We start from the raw sequence: 22,912 nt of genomic DNA on the forward strand, positions 1-22,912 counted from the left end.
AGGACACTGGTACATGGTTCGGACACGGGGTTCGGACGCGCGGGGCGCTCCCGCGAGGCGTAGGGCGTACGGGCGTAAGGCGCATTAGAGGAGGCATCGGTGGCGGGCGAGACCCCCGACAGGTCGGAGCGACGGAAGTCCTCGGGGAAGCCCGCGGCGGGGGAGAGTGATCCCCGGCTCGCGGTGTTCCGGGACGCGCCGGGTGGGGACGACTCGTCCTCCGGGGCCGATGCGTCCTCCGAGGCAGAGGCGTCCTCTGAGGCAGAGGCGTCCTCCAGGGTCGATCAGCCGACGGCGGTCTTCTCTACGGCGGATCTCGGGGCGACCGCCGCGAGGTCCGAGGACGCGCGGCTGCGGGCGGCGGTGGCGGCGTGGGTCGCGAGCTCGTCCGACGCCGATGCGTCCGCAAAGGGTGACGCCGGGGAGTCGCCCGCCTCCGCGGACGACTCCGGGTCCGCGGACCCGGAACCGGAGGCCGCGGACGCCGCCGCCTCCGGGGCGGGTGGTTCGGAAGGGGCGTCTGGCGACGCCCCGGACGCTGAGGAGTCCAGCGCGCCTGCCGGTGCCGGTGAGTTGTTGGCTGCCGCGAAGGCTGGCGGGCCCGATGGTGCTGGGGAGTCCGGTGCGCCGGACGGCGACCGTGCGGCGTCGGCTACCGCCGAGGCCGCCGAGGCGGAGGGTGCCGCCTCCGACGCCGACGAGGCCGTAGCGGGCGAGGCCGCCGCTGACACGGCCTCCGCGTCGGACGCCGGTGCGGACGACGGCTCCGGTGCTGGCGCGGCCGCGGCCGCGGAACGACCGTCCGAGGCCGATGCCTCGGACGCACAGGAGTCCGGTACGTCCGGTACGTCTGGGGCCGACCCCGCGGCGTCGGCTGCTGAGCGGGCCGCCAAGGCGGACGATGCCCACGCCGACGAGTCCGCTGCGCCAGTCGAGGACGGCACGGCGCCCGCCGCCAGGAAGGCCGTCCCGTCCGCCGACGCCGACGGCGCCGACGCGGCCCCCGTCTCCGCTTCCGGCGCCGATGCCTCGGACGCCGAGGAGCCCGGTACGCCGGGCGCTGCCCGCGCGGCGGCGGCTGGCGCGAAGGGGGCCCCGGTAGGCGACGCGGGCACCAGCGCCGCGTCCGGGGCCGACGCCGGTGGTGGCAAGGGTGCCGGGCGGCCGTCCGAGGCTGATGCCCCGGACGCCGGGCAGTCCGGTGCGCCGGGCGTTGCCCGTGCGGTGGCTCCGAAGGGGGGCCCGGTGGGCGACGCGGGCACCAGCGCCGCGTCCGGGGCCGATGCCGGTGGTGTCACCGGTGGTGGCAAGGACGCCGGGCGGCCGTCTGGGGCTGATGCCTCGGATGCCGGGGCGCCGGGTGCCGACGGACCCGCGGGGGATCAGGCCACCACCGTGTTCAAGGCCGTATCCGCATCCGCGCGCGGTGGGGATCAGCCGACCGCCATGCTGAAGGCCGTGCGGCCGGAGGGCGCGGGTGAGCGGACCAGTCAGTTCGTCGCGCTCAAGCCGTTGGACGGGGCCGAGCCCCCCACGCCGGAGGCGGCGGCGGAGGACCCCGTGGAGCCGGAGCGCACCACGCAGCAGCCGATGCCGCCCAGGCCCCCGCTCGACCTGCTCGCCGAGCTGACGAACACTCCGCCGAAGCCGGAGACCCCGATGCGTACCGCGGTGCGCCGGGTCAAGATCTGGACGCCGTTGCTCGTCCTCGTCGCCGTGGTCTTCGCGGTCGTACAGGCCGCGCGCCCGCTGCCCACCCCCGGCATCGAGCTGACCGCGGCCGACACATTCACGTTCGACGGGAAGAAGCCGTCGATGCCCTGGCCGACCGAGGGCCAGGCGGTCGTCGAGGTGGACGGGCTCGGCAGCCTCGGCACGTACGGCGAGCAGAAGCCGATCCCGATCGGCAGCGTCGCCAAGACGATGACGGCGTACGTGATCCTCAAGGACCACAAGCCCGACGAGACCCTGACCGTCGACAAGCAGGCCGAGGACGACTACGTCAACGGCCTCGAGGAGAAGGAGTCGGTCGTCAAGGTCGAGGAGGGCCAGGAGATCACCGTCAAGGAGGCCGTCCAGGCCCTGATGCTCCCGTCCGCGAACAACGTCGCGCGGCTGCTCGCCCGCTGGGACAACGACGGTGACGCGGAGGCGTTCGTCGACAAGATGAACGAGGCCGCGAACGACCTGGGCATGAAGGACACCACCTACACGGACCCCAGCGGGCTCGAGGAGAGCACCGTCAGCTCCGCCGCCGACCAGGTGAAGCTCGGCAAGGCCGCCATGGACATCCCGGTGTTCAAGCAGATCGTCCGGCAGCCCGGCTACGAGTCGACCACGTCCAACCAGAAGGAGAAGAACTACAACAAGCTCGTCCCGCTCTACGGCGTCGTCGGCATCAAGACCGGCTCCACCACCAAGGCCGGCGGCAATCTCCTCTTCGCCGCCGAGAAGAAGGTCGGCGACAGCACACAGCTGATCATCGGCGCCGTGTTCGGGCAGCACGGGGTGCCGATCCTGGACACCGCGGTCGACAAGAGCCTGGAGCTGATCCAGCGCACACAGAAGCTCCTCGAAGCGGAGACCGTGGTCAAGAAGGGTGATGTCGTGGGCGTTGTCGATGACGGCCTCGGCGGTACGAGCCCGGTGGTCGCCACCAAGGACGTCACCGCGGTCGGCTGGCCGGGCCTGACCGTCAAGCTGGAGCTGACCGACGGCGGCAAGACCCCGCCGCACTCCGCCAAGGCCGGAACCAAGGTCGGCGTACTGAACGTCGGCGACGGTAACGGGGGTGCGGTGCAGGTCCCGGTCGCCCTCCAGAACGACCTCGCGGAACCGAGCTTCTCGAAGAAGCTGACCCGCGTCGGCTGACGCGAAGAAGCCGACCCGGATTGGGGGAGCCTCGCCGGGGCTCCCCCTGACGGTGGCGCGTGCTAGCGTCCCGAGGATCGGGGCGGGGACGCGACACGGGACGGCGCGGGACGCCCCCAGAGCACGCGCCACAGCACGACACCACAGCACGGAACGACACGGGGAGAGCCTTCAGTGGCCACTGCGGGGCCGACGCGCGCAGACGACGACGCCAACCCTGGCGAGGGCGGCGCCGCCGCGCGAATACGGCTGCCAGAGCAGCGCACGGGTGCCGCCGTCGACGACGCGGGCGCGGGCGCGGACGGCGGTACGCCGGACCAGTCAGGTCGCGCCGACCAGCGTGACCCTGTCGGCGAGCCCCGCCTCCGCCGTCTCCTGAGGCACCCGGTCACCGTCGTCACCCTCGTCGCCGCCGTACTCCACATCGTCTGGTTCTTCACGTTCGCCAACAGTGGTGGCGACCTCGCCGCCCAGGACGCCTGGGCCGAGTTCGTCGGCCGGCACCCGGCGTCCGCGTACAACCTCGCCTGGTACGGCGGGATGCACCCGGTGTCGTACAGCGTGGTGTCGCCGTATCTGATGCACGTACTCGGCGTGCGGACCACGATGATGATCGCCGGGACCGTGTCGGCCGGGCTGCTCACGCTGATCCTGATGCGCAGCCGGGTGGTCAAGAAGCCGCTGCCCCCGGCGCTCGCGGGTGTCTTCGCGCTGTTCTGCAACGCCGTGTCGGGCCGGGTCACCTTCGGCCTCGGCATGATGTTCGGGCTCGGCGCGGTGGCCGCCGTCTTCTGCTGGCCGCACAGGTGGCGCCACAACCGCTGGGCGAAGGCCGCCGTGGCCGCCCCGCTCGCGGGGATCGCGACGGCCGCGAGCCCGGTGGCGGGCCTGTTCACCGGCCTGGTCGCGGCCGCGCTGTTCCTGCAGGGCAGGCGCCCGGGCGCGTACGCCCTGGGGCTCGCCCCGGTGGCGGTCGTCGGGCTGTCCTGGTGGTTCTTCCCGTTCTCCGGTACGCAGCCGATGGGGATCGCGTCGGCGATCCTGCCGATCCTCTTCGGGGGCCTCGTCTTCGCCCTCTCGCCGAAGCGGTGGAAGACGGTACGGATCACCGCCGCGGTCTACGTCGTCAGCGTCGTCCTGGTGACCGCGCTGGAGTCGCAGATCGGCTCCAACATCACCCGGCTCCCCATGCTCTTCGCGGGCGTCGCGCTGGTCGCCGCACTGCCGTTCACCGTGCCGCGCACCGTCAAGTGGTACGCGCTCGCGGTGGCCGCACTCGGGCTGAACGCCTGGATCGGCTTCAAGGGGCTCGACGACGTACGGAACACCACCCCGAAGGCCTTCTGGGCGCGCGAGCTGGCGCCGCTGCTCAACCAGCTGCAGAAGGTGGACGCCCACAAGGGCCGCGTCGAGGTGGTCCCCGCCCGCAGCCACCGCGAGGCATCCGCCTTCGCGCCGTACGTGAATCTCGCACGCGGCTGGACCCGCCAGGCCGACATGGAGCGCAACCCGCTCTTCTACGACGACACGCTGAACTCCGCGAACTACCGTGAGTGGCTGCACCGCTGGGCCGTCCACTACGTGGTGCTTCCCAAGGACGCGCTGGACGGCGACGGCGGGCTGCGCGAGCGGGAGCTGATCGAGAAGGGCCAGCCGTATCTGAAGCAGCTGTGGGGCGACAAGAACTGGCAGCTGTTCGAGGTCACCTCGCCCACGCCGCTCGCCGACCCGCCCGCGAAGGTGCAGCGCGCCGGGCAGGGCAGTTGGACGATCGAGGTGACGGAGCCCGGCCGGGTGCTGGTCCGCATCCCGTACTCGCCGTGGCTCGGGCTGGTCGACAAGGACGGCAAGCGCGTGGAGCGGCCGCAGGAGACCGAGGAGTCCAAGAACCGCGCGGAGGGCGAGCCGAAGACGTTCGACAACGTCAACGGCTGCCTGATCGAGACCGAGGAGGACGCGGCGGGCGACAAGTGGACGGAACTGCTGGCGCCGCGCGCCGGTACGTACCGGCTGGGCGCGCCGTACGCAGCCCCTCGGGGCACCCCGTGCCCCGAGGAGCTCCGCTGACCTGGTCCTAGTTCGCGACCTCCACGACCTCCACGGGGAAGGCGATGTCGCAGACCTCGTCCTCGGGGCCCGCGGCGCACCAGTCGGCGAAGTAGATCTCCCGGCAGGGCCCGGCGATCGTCATGCCCTTCTGCTGCCCGATCCACTCCTCGACCGCCTCGAAGGCCGAGTTGATCTGCGGATACGCGACCTGCGCCTTGGTGACCCGGGTGTACGCGAGGCGCCGGGCCGGTTCCACCCGGGTCTTCGCGCCGCGGGCGCCCTCGGCCCAGGCCCGCGCGGCCGCCGCGTCGGCGACCGGCACACAGGACTCGGCCGGGCCGTCGCTCTCCTGCGTCACCTCCGCGTAGTACGCGACGAACGGCGCGCCGGTGAGGCCACCGCACTCCCGCGCCGCCTTCTCCAGCCGCTCCAGCGAGGCGCCGATGAAGGTGGGCAGTTCGTCGGACAGGGTGTGCCGGGACTCGGTGATGACGTACTGCTCGGGTACGTCGACGACCTTGACCTCGAATTTTCCGTACATCTCGTGGCTCCTTCCGGAGAGTCGGCCACGGAGGTAGTCCGCGAGCGTGCGCTGTCCGGCGATGCGCTCCTCCACGTCCGTCCAGTACGCCGCGACCGCGTCGGCGGCCTGCGGGTCCGGCAGCGTCAGCACCTCGCTGATCCGCGCCAGCGGCATGTCGAGCTGCCGCAGTAGCGCGACCAGCCGGGCCCGCTCCACCTGGTCCGCGCGGTAGCGGCGGTAGCCGCTTGTCTCGTCCACGTGGGCCGGGGGCAGCAGCCTGAGGCGGTCGTACAGCCGCAGGGCCTTGGGCGACAGCCGGGCGCGGCGGGCGAACGCCCCGATGGTGAGCAGCTCGGTGTCGCGGTGGCTGGCGGCGGCGTCGTTCACGGGCCCATCCTCCGTCACCGGGCGGGCTCTCCGCCCGGTGCGGAAGACGATGGGCTCTGCCCCAAGGACAAGGTCAACCCTGGCCGTCGTGGTCGTCGCGGCCGGGGAAGAAGTCCGCGCCCTGCACGTACTCCATGGCCTTGGTGAACTCCGGATCGCCGTAGCGGCGCTCCAGCTCCTCGGCGTCGACGTCCTCCACGCGCGTCTGAATCCACCAGAGGTTGCCCAGCGGATCGCGGACCCGCCCTACCCGGTCACCGAAGGCCAGGTGGGTGACCTCGGTGACCGAGGTGCCGCCCGCCGCCACGGCCTGCCGGTGTACAGCGTCGGCGTCCTCCACGTAGAGCCGGATGAGGCCGGGCGTGGGCGGCCACTCCGGGGCCGCGTCGAACATCATGATCACCGAGTCGCCGATCCGTACCTCGGCGTGCCCGATGCGTCCGTCCTCTCCGGTGAAGCGGCCCAACTCCCGGGCGCCGAAGGCGTCCTGCACGTACGCGATGAGCCGGGCGGTGTCGCGGGAGATGATCCACGGGGTGACGGTGTGGTAGCCGTCGGGCACGGGCTTGACGTGAGGAGAAGTCATGACGCTCACGCTAGCCCTCAACTAGGACGGATCCAGTCCTAGTTGAATAGGGCTCACATGCCCCCTGCCACGCGCAGCACCGCCCCCGTCGCGTACGACGCGTCCCGGGACAGCAGCCAGGACACCGCCCCGGCGATCTCCTCCGGCTGCCCCGCGCGGCCCATGGGGATGGTGTCCGCGAGCTTCGCGGGGCGCTCGGGGTCCTCGTGGAAGCCGGTCCAGATGACGCCGGGGGCCACGCAGTTGACGCGGATGCCGTCGGCGGCGACCTCCTTGGCCAGGCCGACCGTGATGGCGTCCGTCGCGGCCTTGGTGGCCGCGTAGTGGACGTACTGGCCGGGGCTGCCGAGGGTGGCCGCCGCGGAGGAGATGTTCACGATGGCGCCGCCGCCGGACGCGGCCATGTCCCGTACCGCCCGGCGCGCACAGAGCAGATAGCCGAGTACGTTGACCTCGATCGCGTCCCGCATTCCCTGCGCGTCGGCGTCGGCCAGGCGGCCGTTGGGCCCGCTCACCCCGGCGTTGTTGACCAGCCCGGTGACCGGGCCGAGTTCGCCCGCGGCGTCGAAGAGCCGGTCCACGGACGCCTCGTCGGCGGTGTCCACGGCCACGGTGAGGCAGCGGTGTCCGGCGCCGTGGAGCTCGTCCGCTACGGCTTCGGCCGCGGCGGCGTCGGAGCGGTATCCGACGACCACCGCATGCCCGTCGGCGGCGAGCCTGCGGCAGATCGCGGCGCCGATACCGCGGCTTCCGCCGGTGACGATGGTGACGGGTCGCTGGCGCCCGCTACCCTGCTGCCCGTCTTCCGGCTGCCGCTCTCCCGGCTGCCGGTCTGGCTGCTGCTGCACTGGACGCTCCTTGCGCGGGTGCTCCGTCGGTCAGGTCTCAGGGTGACCTCATCACATTCGTCGGCGGCCGCTGGTCCTGCCCGGGCAGGTCGCGGCGGTTACGCACCGGAGAGAGGAGGACCGGCAGGAAGGCGAGGGCCATGCACACCCCGCCCGCCCACAGTGCCGTGCGCACCCCGGCGAACTCGCCGATCACCCCCGCCGCGGCCGAGCCGACGGCGAGCGCACCCGTGAGCACGAACCGGAAGGTGGCGTTCATCCGGCCCAACAGGGGACCGGGGGTGAGCCGTTGCCGCAGGCTCACCGCGAGCACGTTGTCGCAGCCCACCTTGAAGGTGACCAGCAGCCAGCCGATGCCCGCCGGATACAGCCAGGGCCCGCCTCCGACGAGCGGCACGAGCAGCGCGGCAGGCGCCGTGCACAGCCCGGCGAAGCCGAGCGTACGCCCGAGGCCGAACCGCCCGGCGAGCCGACGGGCGCAGCGGGCACCGAGGAAGGCGCCGACTCCGCCGACCGCCCAGTACAGGCCGAGTACGCCCGCCGGAAGACCCAGTTCGCGGGCGAACAGCACCGGGAGCAGGGTGTTGACCAGCTGCGCGCCGAAGTTGGTGAGGGCGGCGCCGAGAGCGAGGGCGCGCAGCTCCGGGTTGCCGAGGACATGGCGCAGGCCCTCGGCGATCTCCGCTCCGAGCCGGGGTGGCCGCTCGGCGTGGGGCGTGGGTGCGGGTGTCTTCGGGATGCCGGTGAGGCGGAGCGCCGAGCCCACGTAGCTGACGGCGGTGGCCACCACGGCCAGGGGTGCGGTGAGCAGTTGCACCAGGCCGCCGCCCGCGCCCCGGCCCGCCACGTTGCCCACGGCGTGCAGACTGACGAGGGCGGCGTTGGCCCGTACCAGGTCGTCCTGGCCGACCAGGTGCGGCAGCACGCTCTGCGAGCCGACGTCGAAGAACACAGTGGCACAGCCGTTCAGCAGCACGACCGCGTAGAGCTGCCCGAGCGTGAGGGTGCCGAGCCACCAGGCCACCGGTACCGACGCGAACAGCGCGGCTCGCACCAGATCCGCCGCGATCAGCACGCGCCGGTGCCGCATCCGGTCCACCCAGGCCCCGGCGGGCAGCCCGATCAGGAGGAAGGCGGCCGTGCTCAGGGCGGCCAGCAGGCCGACCTGCCCGGCGCCCGCGTCCAGTGCGGAGACGGCGATCAGCGGTACGGCGACGTATCCGATGTTGCTGCCGAGCTGGCTGAGGGCGGACGCGGTGAACAGCGCGCGGAAGTCGGGGACGTGCCACAGGGAATCGGAGACGTGCCGCGGGGAAAGGGGAGAAAGGGAAGAGGAGTCGGGAGGAGACTTCATGGGGCGCAACCTGCCGTACGCCCCTCGCCCGCCCGAATGATTTAGCGTGAGCTAAATGCTGCAGATCGAGTTCACGGCCGAAGATGTCGCCCGTACGCGCTTCGCCGTCTCCCCGCTGTGGGAGGTGGTGGCCTGCCTGCGGGTTCTCAGGGGCGCCGACGAGCAGGGCCTGCACCGGCGTTGGGTGGAACAGGTGAGACCGCGGATCGCCGCGGCCGGGCTCGACCTCACACCGCTCTCCCGCCTGGTACCGATGCCCACCGACAGCATCCCGGGCTTCCTGGTGCCGCCGCCCACCACGCCGCAGCCGTCACTCGCCGTCGAGCTGGCGACGCTGCGCGCCACGCCGTACGCCTCGCTGCGTACGACATCGGACCGTGCGCGGCCGGGAGTTGACGCGCTGCGCGAGGACCCGGAGCGCGGACTCGGCCGCCTCGCGGACACCATCGGCGCGTTCTGGGAGGTCGCTCTCGCGCCGTACTGGCCGCGCATCCGCACGCTGCTCGAAGGCGACATCCTGTATCGCGCCACCCGGTTCGCCGAGGGCGGCGCCCGACGGCTGTTCGACGACCTCGACCCGCAGGTCGGCTGGGACGCGGGAGCGCTGCGGATGGTCCACCGCCGTGCGCGCGGGGAGCGCAGACTGGACGGCCAGGGGCTGTTGCTGGTGCCGTCGGCGTTCATCTGGCCGCGGATCTTCTCCACGGTCGCGAGCGGCGTCGGCCAGCCGACGCTGCGCTATCCGCCGCGTTCACTCGGCGATCTGTGGCAGCCGCGCCGCACCACCGCGCCCGAGGCGCTCGCCGCGGTCATCGGCCGCTCCCGCGCGCTACTGCTCGCCGAACTGACCGCACCGGCCGCCACGAAGGAGCTCGCGCGCAGGACCGGGCTGACCCCCGGCGGGGTCTCCCAGCAGCTGACCGCGATGCGGTCCGCGGGCCTGGTGACGGCCCACCGCACGGGCCGCCTCGTCCTGTACGCGCGCACCAGCGTGGCGGAGACGCTGCTGACGGCGGCGGCGGACTGACCCGGACGACCTCAGGGACCCTGACGGCGGTTAGTTCTCCCGCTACTCCTTCTCCTTCTCCTTGAAGGTCACCGGCTGGTCGTCTCTCAGCTCGGCGAAGAGCTTCTTCGCCTGCGGGCCGTCCCACTTCACGGCGCTGCCCTTGGAGGTGCGGAAGCCGATGCTGGACACCGGGACGTTGATGCGCTTGCCGGTGCCCGCCGTGACGTTCCGCATCCCCTGGAACATCGACGTGAGCTTCCGTAGATCCATGTCCTTGTCGACGATGAGCGTGTCCAGGCCCGCGTTCATGGTCGGGTAGAGCTTGGACGGGTTGAGCGCGACCCGTGGGGTGGCGGCCTTTTCGGCGAGGGCGGCCAGGAACTTCTGCTGGTTCTGGGTGCGGCCCAGGTCGCCCTTGGCCTCCTGGTGGCGCTGGCGGACGAAACCGAGTGCCTGTGAGCCGCTCAACGTGTGACAGCCCTGCTTCAGGTCCACGTTCGCCTTCTCGTCCTTGATGTCCCTGTCCAGGCACATCTCCACGCCGCCGACCGCGTCCACGACGCCCACGAAACCGGCGAAGCCGATCTCCGCGTAGTGGTCGATGCGCAGGCCCGTGTTGTGCTCGACGGTTCGGACGAGCAGTTCGGGGCCGCCCAGTGAGTACGCGGCGTTCAGCTTGTCCTTGGAGGCGCGGTGCAGCTTGCCGGTCAGCGGGCGCGTGAAGGACGGGATGGTCACCCACGAGTCGCGCGGCAGACTCATCATCGTGGTGCCGTTGGCGCCGGTGTGCAGCACCATCATCGAGTCGGTGCGGCTGCCTTCGGCCGAGCCCGTGTGCAGATCCTCCTTGTCCTGGTCGGAGAGGCCTTCGCGGCTGTCGGAGCCGACGATGAGGTAGTTGGTGCCCTTGCCGTGCGGCGGGCGCTCGTCCACCTTGCCGAGGTCGACCTTGCGGGTGAGCCCCGTGTCGGCCCAGACGTACGTGCCGACGGAGGCGACGAGCAGCACCAGCACGAGGAGGAAGACCGCCCGGACGATCCGGCGGAACCGGCTGGGGCGGCCTCGGGAGGCTCGGGGGGCTCTGGCGGGACGGGTGGGGCGAGGCGGGACGGGTGGGGCGAGTGGATCGCGTGGGTGGGGTGGATCGCGTGGGGCCGCTCGGGCCGCCGGGCCCGGAGGGCGCCGACGGCTCCTGGAGCGGGTACGTGGCCTGGTGCCATGCCTGCCCCGGGATGACCCGCGGCCGCTGCGACTCGGTGTCGTACGGGTGGTATGTCTCGTCGTACGGGCGGTCGTGCTGTCGGTCGTACGGGCGGTCGTACGGGCGGTCGTACGGGGGGCCGTACGGGTGGTTCGTGTTCATGGTCATCGCGATGACAGCTCCGGTGAAGCGGCTGGTTGACCGATGTGCTGTGCGGCTGTGCCGGAGCGCTGCATACGCTGCCATTTCAGCCGGGTGCCGAGCAGCATGGCGACCACCGACTGGATGACCACCAGATACATCAGCTGCCGGTAGACGAAGAGTTGGAAGGGCATCACCCACAGGGACCGCACCCGCTCACCGTCCAGCCGCAGCGCGTACCCGGCGCTGGCCAGCTGGATGCCGAGGAAGCCGAGCCACACCCCGGCCGCCTGCCACGGGTCGTGGAAGAGCGCACCGTACAGCGCGAAGACGTCGACGATCGGCGCGAGCAGCGGCAACGCGACCTGGAAGAGGGCGAGATAGGTCAGCCCGCGGCGGCCGAAGCGCCCGGCCGGGCCCACCTCGACCAGGGCGCCGCGATGCTTCCACATCGCCTGGAGCGTGCCGTAGCACCAGCGGTAGCGCTGCCGCCACAGCTGGCGCAGCGAGGTGGGCACCTCGGTCCAGGCGATGGCGGACTCCTCGTAGACCACCCGCCAACCGGCCCGCCACAGGGCCATCGTGAGGTCGGTGTCCTCGGCGAGGGTGTCCTCGCTGACCCCGCCGACACCGATCAGCGCGTCCCGCCGGAAGGCGCCGATGGCCCCGGGGACCGTCGGCATGCACTCAAGGACCTCGAACATACGGCGGTCGAGGTTGAACCCGAAGACGTACTCCAGGTGCTGCCATCTGCCCAGCAGTCTGCGCCGGTTGCCGACCTTGGTGTTGCCGCTGACCGCGCCGACGGCCGGGTGGGCGAGCGGCTGGATGAGCCGGTGCATGGCGTCCGGCTCGAAGACGGTGTCGGCGTCGACCATGACCACGATGTTGTATCTCGCGTTGGCCAGACCGGTGTTGAGGGCGGCGGCCTTGCCCGCGTTGGGCTGCCGGATCACCTGCACGCGGGGGTCGTCGATCCAGGTGGCGAGGTCCGCCGTCTGGTCCGTCGACCCGTCGTCGATCACGATGATCTGCAGGTGCTGATGCGTGGAGTCGAGCAGCGAGTGGATGGTCGACTCGATGCCCGCCTCTTCGTTGAAGGCGGGGATGAGGATCGTCACCGGTTCGTTGACCTCGCGCAGCCAGGGCGAGCCGGGGCGGAAGCGCGTAAGACGCCGTACGTGGAGACGGGCGAACAGGACGAGCGTCAGCAGCCGCAGCACGCCGAGCCCGCCCGCGATCGCCAGCACCCACATCATGACGCCGGTGAACGCTTGCCCGATGGCCTTCCCCCAGATCAGGGCCTTGCCCTGCCCGCGCTCCAGGAGGGAGACCGAGCTGTTGGCCGAGGCCTGCCCGAGCCCGTCCGTCACCGTCGTGAACGCGTCGACCTTCGGGTTCCCGAGCAGCTTCTTCGTCTCTTTGTACGCGAGGTCGGTGTGGCTGTACTGACGGACCAGGCCCTGCGCTGGCTTCCGGGACGACCGGTCGGCGGCGACCAGTACATAGCCGTCCGCCGCGGCGCGCTGTGCGGCCTTCCACTCGGCGCCGCACAGGGTGTCCGCGGAGGTGGACAGCGGCAGCCGCAGCAGCTTGGTGTGGACGCCCGCGGTGCCGGCGAGCGCCTTCTGCGTGAGCGTCAGCTCAAGGCGGGAACGGATGGCCGACGACGAGCCCAGCGCGGCACCGGTGTAGGTGTTCGAGCCGATTTCATGGCCCTCGTCGCGAATGCGCCGTACCAGGTCGGGATGTTGGGCGGCCTTGGCGCCGGACAGGAAGAACGTGGCCCGCGCGTCACGCTCGCGCAGCAGGTCGAGCAGCTGTGGGGTCCATACGGGATCGGGCCCGCCGTCGTAGGTGAGCGCGACGGTACGGGCGGGCATCGCCGCGGAGTCCACCCGGTCCCCGTTGATCCGCAGCACGGGCCCGCCCCGGTCCACGCTCGCCGGTGCCGGTCTGGTGCAGTCGCGCCGCGTCTTCGCGGCGTCGACCTCGTGGTTGGTCCAGCCCTCGAAGAGCAGGACGCCGAACATCGCGGGCAGGACGAGTATCAGCAGCAGCCAGTGCGCGCGCGGATCACGGGACCGCTTGTGCCGGGCCTTCCTTGAGCGGCTCAACTTCGCGACCCCCACATGGCGTTAATCACAGTGAGGTCGGCGCTTATTCGGCGGGCAGCCGCCCTCCGGAACGCCGTTGAAGCGCACGAAAGGCCGCGACGACCACCAGCGGGCTCCCGGCGCGGAACGCACCCCGCCGCGGTGTCCGCACGCTGCGGGGCCTTTCTGTACCGACCGGCAGCAATGACGCGTAGATCGCCCGAGTTGTACTGCTTTACATTCCGGCTGCCTGAGGACATGCGAGGGGAGTGTAGCCATCCTGTGTGGCACGGGTGTGGCCGAGGAAACGACGGCGCTTACCCACGCTCGCGCCGCTGTAACACCTGGTTTCACCGGGGCGCTGGTATAGGTACAGGCGGCAGTGTGTGGTCAGTGGCGCGGGTGGGTTTCGTACATGCGGAAGGCCACCAGGAGGCCGGAGGCCGCGGTGAGGGCGGCGACCGTCCAGATGGCGGCGGTCAGTCCGTACGCTCCGGCGATGGAGCCGGCCAGCAGGGCGCCGACGGCGAAGCCGCCGTCACGCCAGAGCCGGTAGACGCCGACGGCGCGGGCGCGCCAGGCGGGGTGAGCGACGTCACCGATGACGGCGAGCAGGGTGGGGTAGACCAGGGCGGTGCCGAGCCCGAGCAGGACCTGCGCGGCGGCCCAGACGGCGAAGGTGGTGCCGAGCGCGACGAGTGCGATGGCGGCTGCCTGGACGAGCATGCCCGCGGTGATCAGGTGTTTGCGGCCGACGCGGTCGGACCACCAGCCTGTGACGAGCTGGCCCGTGCCCCAGACGGCGGGATAGAGCGCGGCCAGGGCGCCGACCTGGGCGACGGACATGCCGTGGGCGGCGAAGAGGAGGGGGAAGATGCCCCACGCCAGCGCGTCGTTGAGGTTGTTCACCAACCCCGCCTGGCTGGCGGCGGACAGGGCCTTGTCGGAGAAGCTGGTGCGCCGGGCGACCTGGGCGGTGGTCAACTCGGTGTCCGCGTCGCTCCGGGCGGGGTGCAGCGCCGCCTCCGCGCGGGCGTGGCCGCGCGTCTCCCGTACGGCGAACACGGACAGACCGAGACCCAGCGCGGCATACGCGGCGCCGAGCAGGAAGGGTTCGGGGCGCAGCCCGGCGTGTGCGGCGATGGCGCCGGTGGCCATGGCGGTGACGGCGACCGCGCCGTATCCCGCGGCCTCGTTGAGGCCCATGGCCAGACCGCGCCGCTCGGGTCCGGCCAGGTCGATCTTCATGATGACCGTGGTGGACCAGGTCAGCCCCTGGGAGGCGCCGAGCAGGATGTTGGCGGCGATGATCCAGCCCCAGGTGGGGCCCCAGGCCAGCATCGCGGGTACGGGAACGGCGAGCAGCCAGCCGCCGATCAGGACGGGTTTGCGGCCGTAGCGGTCGGAGAGGGTGCCGGCGAAGAAGTTGGTGGCCGCCTTGGTCGCCCCGAACGCCAGGATGTACGTCAGCGCGGTGGCGGAAGCGGCCAGCTGGAAGACCTGGTCGGCGAGCAGCGGCAGGACCACCCGCTCCTGGCCGAGCATGCCGCCGACCAGGGCGTTGACGGCGACGAGCAGGGTGAACTGGCCGAGGTTGGCGCGCAGTCCGAGCCGGATGCCGTCGCCGGTCGTGGCACGGTCGGTCACGTGCCCTCCTCCAGCGGGCGTCCGGTGGCCGTGGCCCAGTCGCCCGGTCCGCCGTCGAGGACCGCGAGATCCCGGCGCCCGGCGCGCTGGAGCAGGCTGGCGGCGGTCATCGCGCGCTCACCGTGCCCGCAGGCGACGACGGCGCCGTCCGGTGCTTCGCCGCTGCGTGCGGCCAGTTGACCGAGCTCGATACCGATCGCTCCGGGGATGTGTCCGGTGGAGTGTTCCGCGCGCTGGCGGATGTCGAGAACAGGGCGGTCGGCGACGCGCTCCGCGGTGAGCAGCTCGACGGTCTGGCGCTGTCCACCGTCGGCGGTCCACGCGGCCATGCCGCCGTCGAGGTGTCCGGCGAGGCGCTCGTATCCGATCTTCCATGCCTGCCAGGTGAGTTCGGCGAGATCCTGTCCGGGCGCGGTGACGAAGACGAGCGGGGCGTCGTCGGGCAGCAGCCAGCCGAGCCAGGTCGCGAACTGGTCGCGCAGCGGGATGGACAGGGCGCCGGGGACATGGCCCGCGGCGAAGTCCGCGATCGGGCGTACGTCGACGAGCTGCGCGCCCTGGGCCAGCAGCCCCCGCACCGTGGCCACCGTGAGCGGGGCGAGCCCGGCTGCTGTCGTCAGCACGGCCGGGCCGCGCCGGTTGATCTCGCCGAGGCGGGCGAAGTACGCCGGATAGGAGCCGAGGCTGCCGAGCAGGTCGCGTACGAAGGTGTCCTCGTCGGGGGCGGCGAGCAGCGGGTTGGCCCGTCGCTGGGCGCCGATGGTGGTGGTGCGCTCGGCGCCCGGTGGGGCGGAGCAGAAGGACCCGGCGCCGTGGGTGGGCCACACCCCCGTCTGCTCCGGGAGCTCGGCCAGGCGGCGCAGCGAGTGGTACTGGGCGCGGGCCAGTTCCTCGGTGCGGGCGGCGCCGAGCAGGTCGGTGCGGGCGGCGGAGCCGACGATGAGCGAGCCGCCGGTGAACACGCCGAGTTCGTGGCTGCCGTCCAGGAGCAGGAAGGACAGGTGCTCGTCGGTGTGGCCCGGAGTGGCGAGGGCCCGCAGGGTGAGCCCGCCGAGGTCCGTTTCGTCGCCGTCGCCCAGCCGGCGGTGCGGGAAGGTCCGGTGCCCCGCGGCGGAGGCGAGCACGGTGGCCCCGTCGTCGTGTGCGAGCTGCACGGCGCCGGACAGGAAGTCGGCGTGCAGATGGGTGTCGGCGGCGTACGCGACCGTCAGGCCACGGTGCTCGGCGGCCGCGCGCAGGGCGCGCAGATCCCGGCTCGCGTCCACGGCCAGGGCACGGCCGTCGCCGAGATCGACGAGGTAGGCGCTGTTGCCGAGGCCCGCGTCGACCAGCGGTACGAGGTGATCGTCGGCGAAGCCCATGAGGTCCTCCAGGTGTCGCGGTGCGGTCGGCGTGAGGTCGGCCGGGTCCGCTGCTCGCATCAGCTCCCCGCCTTAGCTACAATATTCCATGGATTTATGGAAGATGGGAGTTCGGCATGGGAGACGCCACGCGGAAGGCCGCGCTGTACGACGCCTTCGCCCGCACCGGCAAGGCGCTGAGCAGCGGAAAGCGACTGGAACTGCTGGACCTGCTGGCCCAGGGGGAGCGCACCGTGGACGCACTCGCGAAGGCTGCCGGGCTGAACCTGACCACCGCGTCGGCGCATCTGCAGACCCTCAAGCAGGCCGGGCTCGTCGCCACCCGCCGCGAGGGGGTGCGCATCCACTACCGGCTGGCCGGAGACGACGTCGCCGCGCTGTACGCCCTGCTGCGCCAGGTCGCCCAGGCCCACCAGACCGCCGTGGAACCCGCGCGCGCCGCCTACCTCGGTACGGACGAGGCGGCGGACGAGGTGGCGGAGGTCGACCGCGCGGACCTGCTGGCCCGCGCCCGGTCGGGCGAGGTCGTCGTCCTCGACGTCCGGCCCACCGAGGAGTACGCCGCTGGGCACATCCCCGGCGCCCTCTCCATCCCGGTCGACGAGCTCGCCGACCGCATCGCGGACCTGCCCGCGGACACCGAGGTCGTGGCGTACTGCCGTGGCGCCTACTGCGTCCTCGCCTACGACGCCGTACGCCTGCTGCACGAGCGCGGCCGCAAGGCGGTACGGCTGACCGACGGGATGCTGGAGTGGCGCCTGGCCGAGCTGCCCGTGGCCACCGGAGCCGCCGCCTGAAGCCCGAGCACCAGGCTCTAAGGGGCGGCCGAAGTTGCACCGCGCCGGAGGCAGGGCCACCGTGGTTGCGAGACGAGGTGGTCGGTAGTGGCTGAGACCCCGCACATCGTGAGCGATGTGATGACCCAGACGGTCGTGGCCGTCGGACGGGACGCACCCTTCAAGGAGATCGTCCGGACCATGGAGCAGTGGAAGGTCAGCGCGATGCCGGTGCTGGAAGGCGAAGGACGCGTCATCGGCGTCGTCTCCGAAGCCGACCTGCTGCCCAAGGTGGAGTTCCGTGACAGCGACCAGAGCCTCTACGAGCAACGCGAGCGCCTGTCCGACGTCGCCAAGGCCGGGGCGGTGACGGCGGAGGAGGTCATGAGCACCCCCGCCCTCACGGTTCACGCCGGCGCCACGCTGGCCCAGGCGGCCAGGATCATGGCAGTCCGGCACGTCAAGCGGCTGCCCGTGGTCGACGACGAGGGCATGCTCCAGGGCGTGGTCAGCCGTGCCGATCTGCTGAAAGTCTTCCTGCGGTCGGACGAGGACATCGAGGAGGAGGTCCGCCGCACGGTGGTGGCCTACCTCTTTCCGGCTTTCAGCCACGCCATCCACGTGAACGTGCACGAAGGGGTCGTCGCCCTTCGTGGACACGTCCACGACACGTCACTCGTCACGGTCGCCGTGCGCCTCGCGCGTGCCGTGGAGGGTGTCGTGGACGTCGAGTCCCAGCTGACCGGCGGGCCAGCCAGGCCGGGCGAGCCGGAGGCGCGCGGCGACGCGCCGGTCTGAGCGGACGGCGTCGGTCTGAGCCGACGGCGTCGGTCTGAGCCGACGCTCCGGTCTGAGCCACGCTCCGGTCCGAGCGCGGCACATCCACTAGCCACCGACACGTGATCACCACCGGCTGTCCCCATCCGGAACGGAGAGGCGACATGCACCACCGTACGGTCGCAGAGCTCATGACCCGAGACGTAGTGCGGGCCCGGCGCGACATGCCGTTCAAGGAGATCGTCAAGCTGCTCGCGGAGAACGACGTCACCGCCGTGCCCGTCATCGACGAGCTGGACCGCCCCGTGGGCGTGGTGTCCGAGGCCGACCTGCTGCGCAAGTCCTCCACCCAGGACGACTCGTTCGCCCCGATGCCCGTTCCGAGCGCCGAGGCGTGGGAGCGCGCCAAGGCCGAAGGAACCAGAGCCGAGGAGCTGATGTCGGCGCCCGCCGTGTGCGCGCGTCCGGAGTGGACCGTGGTCGAGGCGGCTCGCCTGATGGAGCTCCACGGCGTGAAGCGGCTGCCCGTGGTGGACGAGGCGGACCGGTTGCAGGGCATCGTGAGCCGCCGTGACCTGCTGAGGATCTTCCTACGTGGTGACGACGCCATCCATGACGAGATCAGCAGGGACGTGCTGCGCGGGACCCTGGGCGCCGTCGCCTCGGGGGTGACGGTCGAGGTACGCGAGGGGCGGGTGAACCTCGGCGGATCCGTCGAGGTCGAGACGCTGATCCCGGTGATCGAGCGGTTGTGCCGAAGCGTTGACGGCGTGGTCTCGGTGTCCGAGCACATCGCACGCCCCTGACGGCCGGGTGGGCCGGTCATCCTGGCGGGCGAGTGGACCGGTCATCCTGACGGCCGCGTGGGCCCTCATCCTCACGGCCGGGCGGGCCGGTCATCGACGGAAGCGCGAGGACCACACAGGTTCCACCAGGTCCCATTCGGCGTCCCACCGCGCGTACCTGCTCCGGTCCAGCGCGAGACGCATGCCACTTCGCGCGGCGACCAGGCCCACGTACCCGCCGACCGCCGTCATGGCGCCCACCAGCCAGCCGGTGGCCTGCGCGCTCTCCGAGGACATCGGCGGCTCCTGAACGGTCTCTTCCCGGTCCACCCAGATCGGGACGGTCGAACCCGCGGACTTGTCCAGCGCCACGAGGGCGGTTCCCGTCCGCTGTCTGCCGTCCGCACCGGTCCAGCTGACCTGCACCCTCTGCTTCTCGTCCGCGGCGCCGCTTCCCGCCGCTCCGGGGTCCGAGGTCAGCCGGGCGGAGACCTGGTGCCGTTCGGCGGCCTGCGCTTCGACCGTACGCATCGCGGACCCGTAGGCCGCCAGCCCCGCGCTCACCGAACCCACCGGCAGTCCGATCAGGAGCACCGCCAGCAGGAAGCCTGACCACCAGGCTTCGATCCGGTCGGAGGTACGCCGCAGCGGGTTCACTCCGTTGGAAGAGGGCTCCTGGTGCGGTCGGTGGGGCGACCCAGAGGCGTGCGGCGAATCCTGTGCACTCATGATCTGGCCTCGATCCGCTACCGGTGCGACCCCCGCCACTTCCGTCTCCCTCACCAAGGTCCAACGCCAGTGGAGCCCGGCCACAGGGCCGAAGGTCCTCGCTCACCCACCACTCGGCCCTGGCCCGGCATCGATCAGTGGCGGACGAGGTCGGGCTCGACAAGGTCACGGTGTCCGCGCTCGCGCGGACACGAGCCGCTCTACGGCCCGGCAAGGCTGCTGGCGACACTCAGCTGAGCGCGGGCATCACAATCCGGAACCGATGACGGCCCCCGGCATACGACTCCCTCGCCGACGCGCACCGCGGACTCATACACTCCGCCTCTCCGGTCTCACCGGTCTCTCCGGTCTCACCGGTCCTAAAAAGACGGCCCGTATACGTACTTGGCGTATACGGGTGGTCGCGTCCGCGCATCGCAGGGGAGAAACACATGATCACCCTGACCGTCCCAGCCATGATCACTTTCGGAGTCTTTCTGATTGCGATGGTCATGATCGGGATCATGACGCAGAGGGAAATGGCCACCTTCGCGGACTTCACGGTCGGCGGCCGCCGGCTCACCGCCCCGATGGCCGCCCTCTCCGCCGGAGTCAGCGACATGTCCGGCTGGCTGTTTCTGGGCCTGCCCGGCGCCGTGTACATGGCCGGAATCGGCGCCACCTGGATCGCCGTCGGCCTGATCATCGGCACCTATCTCAACTGGCGGCTCGTGGCACCTCGTTTGCGTACGTACACCGAGCTGGCCGGTGACTCCGTGACCCTGTCGTCGTACCTGGAGGAACGTTTCGAGGACCGGACCCGGGTGCTCCGGCTTCTCTCGGCCGTCGTCACGGTCGTGTTCTTCACCGTCTACGTCGCCAGCGGCCTGATCGCCGGCGGTCTCCTGTTCACCGAGATATTCGGCGCCGACTTCGAGTCCGGGCTCACCGTCTTCGCCGTGGTGATCGTCGCCTACACCATCCTCGGCGGCTTCCGGGCCGTGAGTATCACGCACTCCATCCAGGGCACCCTGATGCTCCTCGCGGCGCTCGCCCTCCCCGCGCTCGCGCTCTGGCAGCTCGGCGGCTTCGGCGCGCTGCACGACACGCTGACCGACACGGCCCCGGCACTGCTCGACCTGGGAGGCGAGGCGTCCTTCGCCGACAAGGCGTGGACGGCCGGCGAGCCACTCGGCGCTGTCGCGATGATCTCGCTGTTCGCCTGGGGGCTCGGCTACTTCGGCCAGCCCCACATCCTGACCCGCTTCATGGGTATCCGCAGCAGACAGGACATACCGCTGGCCCGCCGTCTGGGCGTGGGCTGGGTGGTCGTCGTACTGGCGGGTTCCTCGCTCATCGGGCTCGCCGGGATCGCCGTGCTCGACGAGCCGCTCGACAACCCGGAGACGGTCTTCATCGAACTGTCCACGCAGTTGGTCAGTCCCTGGATCGCGGGGATCCTGCTGGTGGCCGTGCTGGCTGCGATCAAGTCCACGGTGGACAGCCAGCTGCTGGTCTCGGCCACGTCCCTCACCGAGGACTTCTACCGGGCGTTCCTCAACCGACGGGCCTCCGACACGTTGCTGCTGCTGGTCGGACGGCTGAGTGTGGTGGCCGTGGCCGTGGTCGCCTACCTGATCGCGCTGAGCGGCGGCGCCGTGCTCGACATCGTCGCCTACGCCTGGGCGGGATTCGGTGCGGCCTTCGGCCCGGTGATCCTCCTGTCGCTGTTCTGGCCGCGGATGACGGCGGCCGGGGCGATGGCGGGCATGGTGACCGGTGCGCTCACCGTGCTCTTCTGGGAGGACATCGACCCGCTCCTCGGCCCGCTGGAAACGGGCGTCTACGAGATGGTGCCGGGCGTACTCGCCGCCACCGCGGCGGCACTGCTCTTCGGCAAGTACGTCGGACATCCCCCGGGGCGCACCTGGACCGGCACGATGGAGCACGCCACGACGGCGTACACCACGACGGCGCCCGGCTCAACGGAGCACGCAACGCCGGCATACGGCACGGCGGGCTACGGCTCAACGGGCTACGGCGCGGCGGGCTATGGCTCGACGGACTACGGCTCAAGGGGCTACGGCCCTTCCCAGGGAGCACCGCGGAGCAGCCAGGACCGGTGGCGCCCATAAGTGCTCGGTACTCGACTAGATCCGGGGAGAGCGGCAGGCCACGCTAGCAACGAACGTGCCGTGCAGGGACTGCGCCCCGACATCGCCCTGGTCCCGCTGGCGTCCAGTCCGGCGACCCACCGAGCCGGTGCGGCCGGACTCGCAGCAGGCTCTCGACACCCTTCTCGCCGAGCTGCGCCGGGAGAGCCCGTACAGCAGGATCGTCGTACCGGACTACCGACGCGTTTACGGGGCGGATCTGCGGCCCCGGCCCCGGCCCGGCGCTGCCCCTGGGCGGGTCAGCCGGTCAGCCGGTCACGAGCGGCATGGGCCGCGGAAACGCAGCACCCGCCGGGGCTCGACCGGCGGGTGCTGGCGGTGCGGGTGCAGGGGCAGGCGCGGGTTCGTGTGTCAGCTCGCAGCCGCGGTCGCCCGCGACTCCGGAGTCTCCGCCGCGACCGCCGAGTCGGAACTCGGCACGAGGAGCCGCTCCGCGAGGTGGCCGAAGACCAGCCCGAACGCCACCCAGAGAGTTGCCTGGACGGCCAGGGCCGCGAGCCGGAACTTCCACACCAGAGTGGCGGGGAAGCCCAGCTGTACCTCGTTGACCGAGGGGAGGAAGACGTACGCGAGTCCGACGGCCACCAGGAAGGCGGCCGAGGCGGCGACGGTGGCGTTCCAGTTGCCCAGCCGGGGGGCCAGGCGCTTGCCGAGGATGACCGCGGCGACGCCGAGCAGAACGCTGAGCGCGATCATCAGGAAGTACAGCGTGGTGCGTTTGGCCAGGGTGTCGGGGTCGCCGACGGCCGGCGGGGTCGCCGGGTACTTGAGGAACGGCACGACGTACACGGTCAACAGCGCGCCGACGGCGACCAGCGCGGCGGTGGCACGCGGGCCGAACCGGCCGATGCGGCCGAGCGCGACGCAGAAGGCGAGCGCGGCGATGCCGCCGACCGCGACGCCGAAGACCAGCAGACCGGTGGCGAGCCCGCCCGTGGACTGCATGGTGCGGCTGACGAGTTCCTCGCCGCCGTGCTCGTGGCCGCTGTTCGCCTCCTCGATCGCGATGGCGGCGTCCACCTGGGGCTCACCGAGCAGATAGGCCACGACCATGGCGAGCGCGCCGGCGGCCAGACCGGCGAGCATGCCGCGCACGAGCAGGCTTCTGACGGAGCTGGAGTTCATGCCGGAGTTCATGCTGGAGTTCATGGGGATTCCCCTGGGGTGTCAGTGGCAGGGGAAGCCGAGCAGGTGACGTCCGTCGTGGACCCACTCGTGTACGCCCTCACCGGAGATGAGGGCGGTGGCGCCCTGCTCGGCGCCGACGAAGTACAGCAGGACCAGCATCAGAACGCCGAAGAAGACCGCCCACGGAGCGATCGTCTTGAGCGAGATGGGGGTGATGGCGGCCGGTGCGGCAGCTGGTGTGGCGACTGGCGCGGTGGCAGGCGCAGCAGACTGAGCCATGGCAGAACCTCCTGGGGGAACACGCGTCCCGATCGTGGTGCCTTGGACGAAGGTGCCGGGTCTGACTTCCCGCAGGGGTGGTACGGGTTCACAGTGGCGCGACCGTGCCGGATTCTCACCGGCTTCCGTCACACCTTCGTCATGTCCACGCGACCGTACCGCCTCCCGGCCCGGGCGGCTACGGCGTACGGGGGCGTAGGGGAGCGCGTCGA

General features: G+C 71.5%; 18 protein-coding genes and 1 riboswitch. Of the genes, 7 read left to right on the plus strand and 11 right to left on the minus strand.

The features are described from left to right. The first annotated feature begins 99 nt into the window (after nt 1-99). Together U9R90_RS31035 and U9R90_RS31040 are read left to right on the plus strand one after the other, a co-directional pair. Nucleotides 100-2,871 carry a D-alanyl-D-alanine carboxypeptidase gene (locus tag U9R90_RS31035; protein ID WP_411060250.1) on the plus strand — a complete coding sequence of 924 codons (2,772 nt, stop codon included), beginning with the start codon at nt 100-102 and terminating at the stop codon, nt 2,869-2,871. A 174-nt stretch (nt 2,872-3,045) separates the two neighbouring features. After that, nucleotides 3,046-4,938, plus strand: a complete 1,893-nt coding sequence (locus U9R90_RS31040) for an MFS transporter (protein WP_411060251.1) — start codon at nt 3,046-3,048, stop codon at nt 4,936-4,938. A gap of 7 nt (nt 4,939-4,945) precedes the next feature. Here the strand turns inward: U9R90_RS31040 and U9R90_RS31045 are convergent, their stop codons facing one another. The 4 genes from U9R90_RS31045 to U9R90_RS31060 form a co-directional block, all read right to left on the minus strand. Further along, nucleotides 4,946-5,830 carry a MerR family transcriptional regulator gene (locus tag U9R90_RS31045; RefSeq protein WP_411060252.1) on the minus strand — a complete coding sequence of 295 codons (885 nt, stop codon included), beginning with the start codon at nt 5,828-5,830 and terminating at the stop codon, nt 4,946-4,948. Between the two features lie 73 nt (nt 5,831-5,903). Continuing rightward, nucleotides 5,904-6,416, minus strand: a complete 513-nt coding sequence (locus U9R90_RS31050; RefSeq protein ID WP_411060253.1) for a VOC family protein — start codon at nt 6,414-6,416, stop codon at nt 5,904-5,906. Between the two features lie 53 nt (nt 6,417-6,469). After that, nucleotides 6,470-7,180, minus strand: coding sequence for an SDR family NAD(P)-dependent oxidoreductase (locus U9R90_RS31055; RefSeq protein ID WP_411060968.1), 711 nt, complete (start codon nt 7,178-7,180; stop codon nt 6,470-6,472). Nucleotides 7,181-7,301: 121 nt separating this feature from the next. After that, nucleotides 7,302-8,618: an MFS transporter gene (locus U9R90_RS31060; protein WP_411060255.1), complete on the minus strand. Its 1,317-nt coding sequence runs from the start codon at nt 8,616-8,618 to the stop codon at nt 7,302-7,304. Nucleotides 8,619-8,673: 55 nt separating this feature from the next. Between U9R90_RS31060 and U9R90_RS31065 the strand changes: the two genes are divergently transcribed. After that, nucleotides 8,674-9,645, plus strand: a complete 972-nt coding sequence (locus U9R90_RS31065; protein WP_411060257.1) for an ArsR/SmtB family transcription factor — start codon at nt 8,674-8,676, stop codon at nt 9,643-9,645. A gap of 42 nt (nt 9,646-9,687) precedes the next feature. On the opposite strand, the gene U9R90_RS31070 is transcribed toward U9R90_RS31065, so the two are convergent. From U9R90_RS31070 to U9R90_RS31085, 4 genes are all read right to left on the minus strand, one after another. Then, on the minus strand, nt 9,688-10,635 hold the full coding sequence (locus tag U9R90_RS31070) for an LCP family protein (RefSeq protein ID WP_411060259.1): 948 nt from the start codon (nt 10,633-10,635) through the stop codon (nt 9,688-9,690). Between the two features lie 357 nt (nt 10,636-10,992). Further along, nucleotides 10,993-13,086, minus strand: coding sequence for a bifunctional polysaccharide deacetylase/glycosyltransferase family 2 protein (locus U9R90_RS31075; protein WP_411060260.1), 2,094 nt, complete (start codon nt 13,084-13,086; stop codon nt 10,993-10,995). A 369-nt stretch (nt 13,087-13,455) separates the two neighbouring features. Beyond that, nucleotides 13,456-14,712 (minus strand): MFS transporter, encoded by a 1,257-nt coding sequence (locus U9R90_RS31080; protein ID WP_411060261.1) that lies wholly within the window; start codon nt 14,710-14,712, stop codon nt 13,456-13,458. After that, nucleotides 14,709-16,133: an MBL fold metallo-hydrolase gene (locus U9R90_RS31085; RefSeq protein ID WP_411060263.1), complete on the minus strand. Its 1,425-nt coding sequence runs from the start codon at nt 16,131-16,133 to the stop codon at nt 14,709-14,711. The genes U9R90_RS31080 and U9R90_RS31085 overlap by 4 nt, the downstream gene beginning before the upstream one ends. Before the next feature lie 56 nt (nt 16,134-16,189). Here U9R90_RS31085 and U9R90_RS31090 point away from each other — a divergent pair, with 56 nt between their 5' ends. The 3 genes from U9R90_RS31090 to U9R90_RS31100 all read left to right on the plus strand — a co-directional run bounded on the left by U9R90_RS31090 (nt 16,190) and on the right by U9R90_RS31100 (nt 18,432). After that, nucleotides 16,190-16,870: an ArsR/SmtB family transcription factor gene (locus U9R90_RS31090; RefSeq protein WP_411060265.1), complete on the plus strand. Its 681-nt coding sequence runs from the start codon at nt 16,190-16,192 to the stop codon at nt 16,868-16,870. Between the two features lie 87 nt (nt 16,871-16,957). Beyond that, the gene (locus U9R90_RS31095; RefSeq protein WP_411060267.1) at nt 16,958-17,647 is read left to right on the plus strand and encodes a CBS domain-containing protein; all 690 of its coding nucleotides are present in this window, start codon (nt 16,958-16,960) and stop codon (nt 17,645-17,647) included. A 143-nt stretch (nt 17,648-17,790) separates the two neighbouring features. Further along, nucleotides 17,791-18,432, plus strand: a complete 642-nt coding sequence (locus tag U9R90_RS31100; RefSeq protein WP_411060269.1) for a CBS domain-containing protein — start codon at nt 17,791-17,793, stop codon at nt 18,430-18,432. A gap of 90 nt (nt 18,433-18,522) precedes the next feature. Here the strand turns inward: U9R90_RS31100 and U9R90_RS31105 are convergent, their stop codons facing one another. Then, nucleotides 18,523-19,140 carry a hypothetical protein gene (locus U9R90_RS31105; RefSeq protein ID WP_411060271.1) on the minus strand — a complete coding sequence of 206 codons (618 nt, stop codon included), beginning with the start codon at nt 19,138-19,140 and terminating at the stop codon, nt 18,523-18,525. Between the two features lie 455 nt (nt 19,141-19,595). Between U9R90_RS31105 and putP the strand changes: the two genes are divergently transcribed. Further along, nucleotides 19,596-21,254 (plus strand): sodium/proline symporter PutP, encoded by a 1,659-nt coding sequence (gene putP, locus U9R90_RS31110; RefSeq protein WP_411060273.1) that lies wholly within the window; start codon nt 19,596-19,598, stop codon nt 21,252-21,254. A 390-nt stretch (nt 21,255-21,644) separates the two neighbouring features. Here putP and U9R90_RS31115 read toward each other — a convergent pair whose 3' ends face one another. After that, the gene (locus U9R90_RS31115; protein WP_411060970.1) at nt 21,645-22,418 is read right to left on the minus strand and encodes a CbtA family protein; all 774 of its coding nucleotides are present in this window, start codon (nt 22,416-22,418) and stop codon (nt 21,645-21,647) included. Between the two features lie 42 nt (nt 22,419-22,460). Further along, nucleotides 22,461-22,700 carry a CbtB domain-containing protein gene (locus U9R90_RS31120; RefSeq protein ID WP_411060275.1) on the minus strand — a complete coding sequence of 80 codons (240 nt, stop codon included), beginning with the start codon at nt 22,698-22,700 and terminating at the stop codon, nt 22,461-22,463. 59 nt (nt 22,701-22,759) lie between these two features. Then, nucleotides 22,760-22,827: riboswitch (cobalamin riboswitch) on the minus strand. Between the last annotated feature and the right edge of the window lie 85 nt (nt 22,828-22,912).

Origin of the sequence: Streptomyces sp. E11-3 (assembly GCF_046540415.1) — a bacterium.
Classification (GTDB): domain Bacteria; phylum Actinomycetota; class Actinomycetes; order Streptomycetales; family Streptomycetaceae; genus Streptomyces.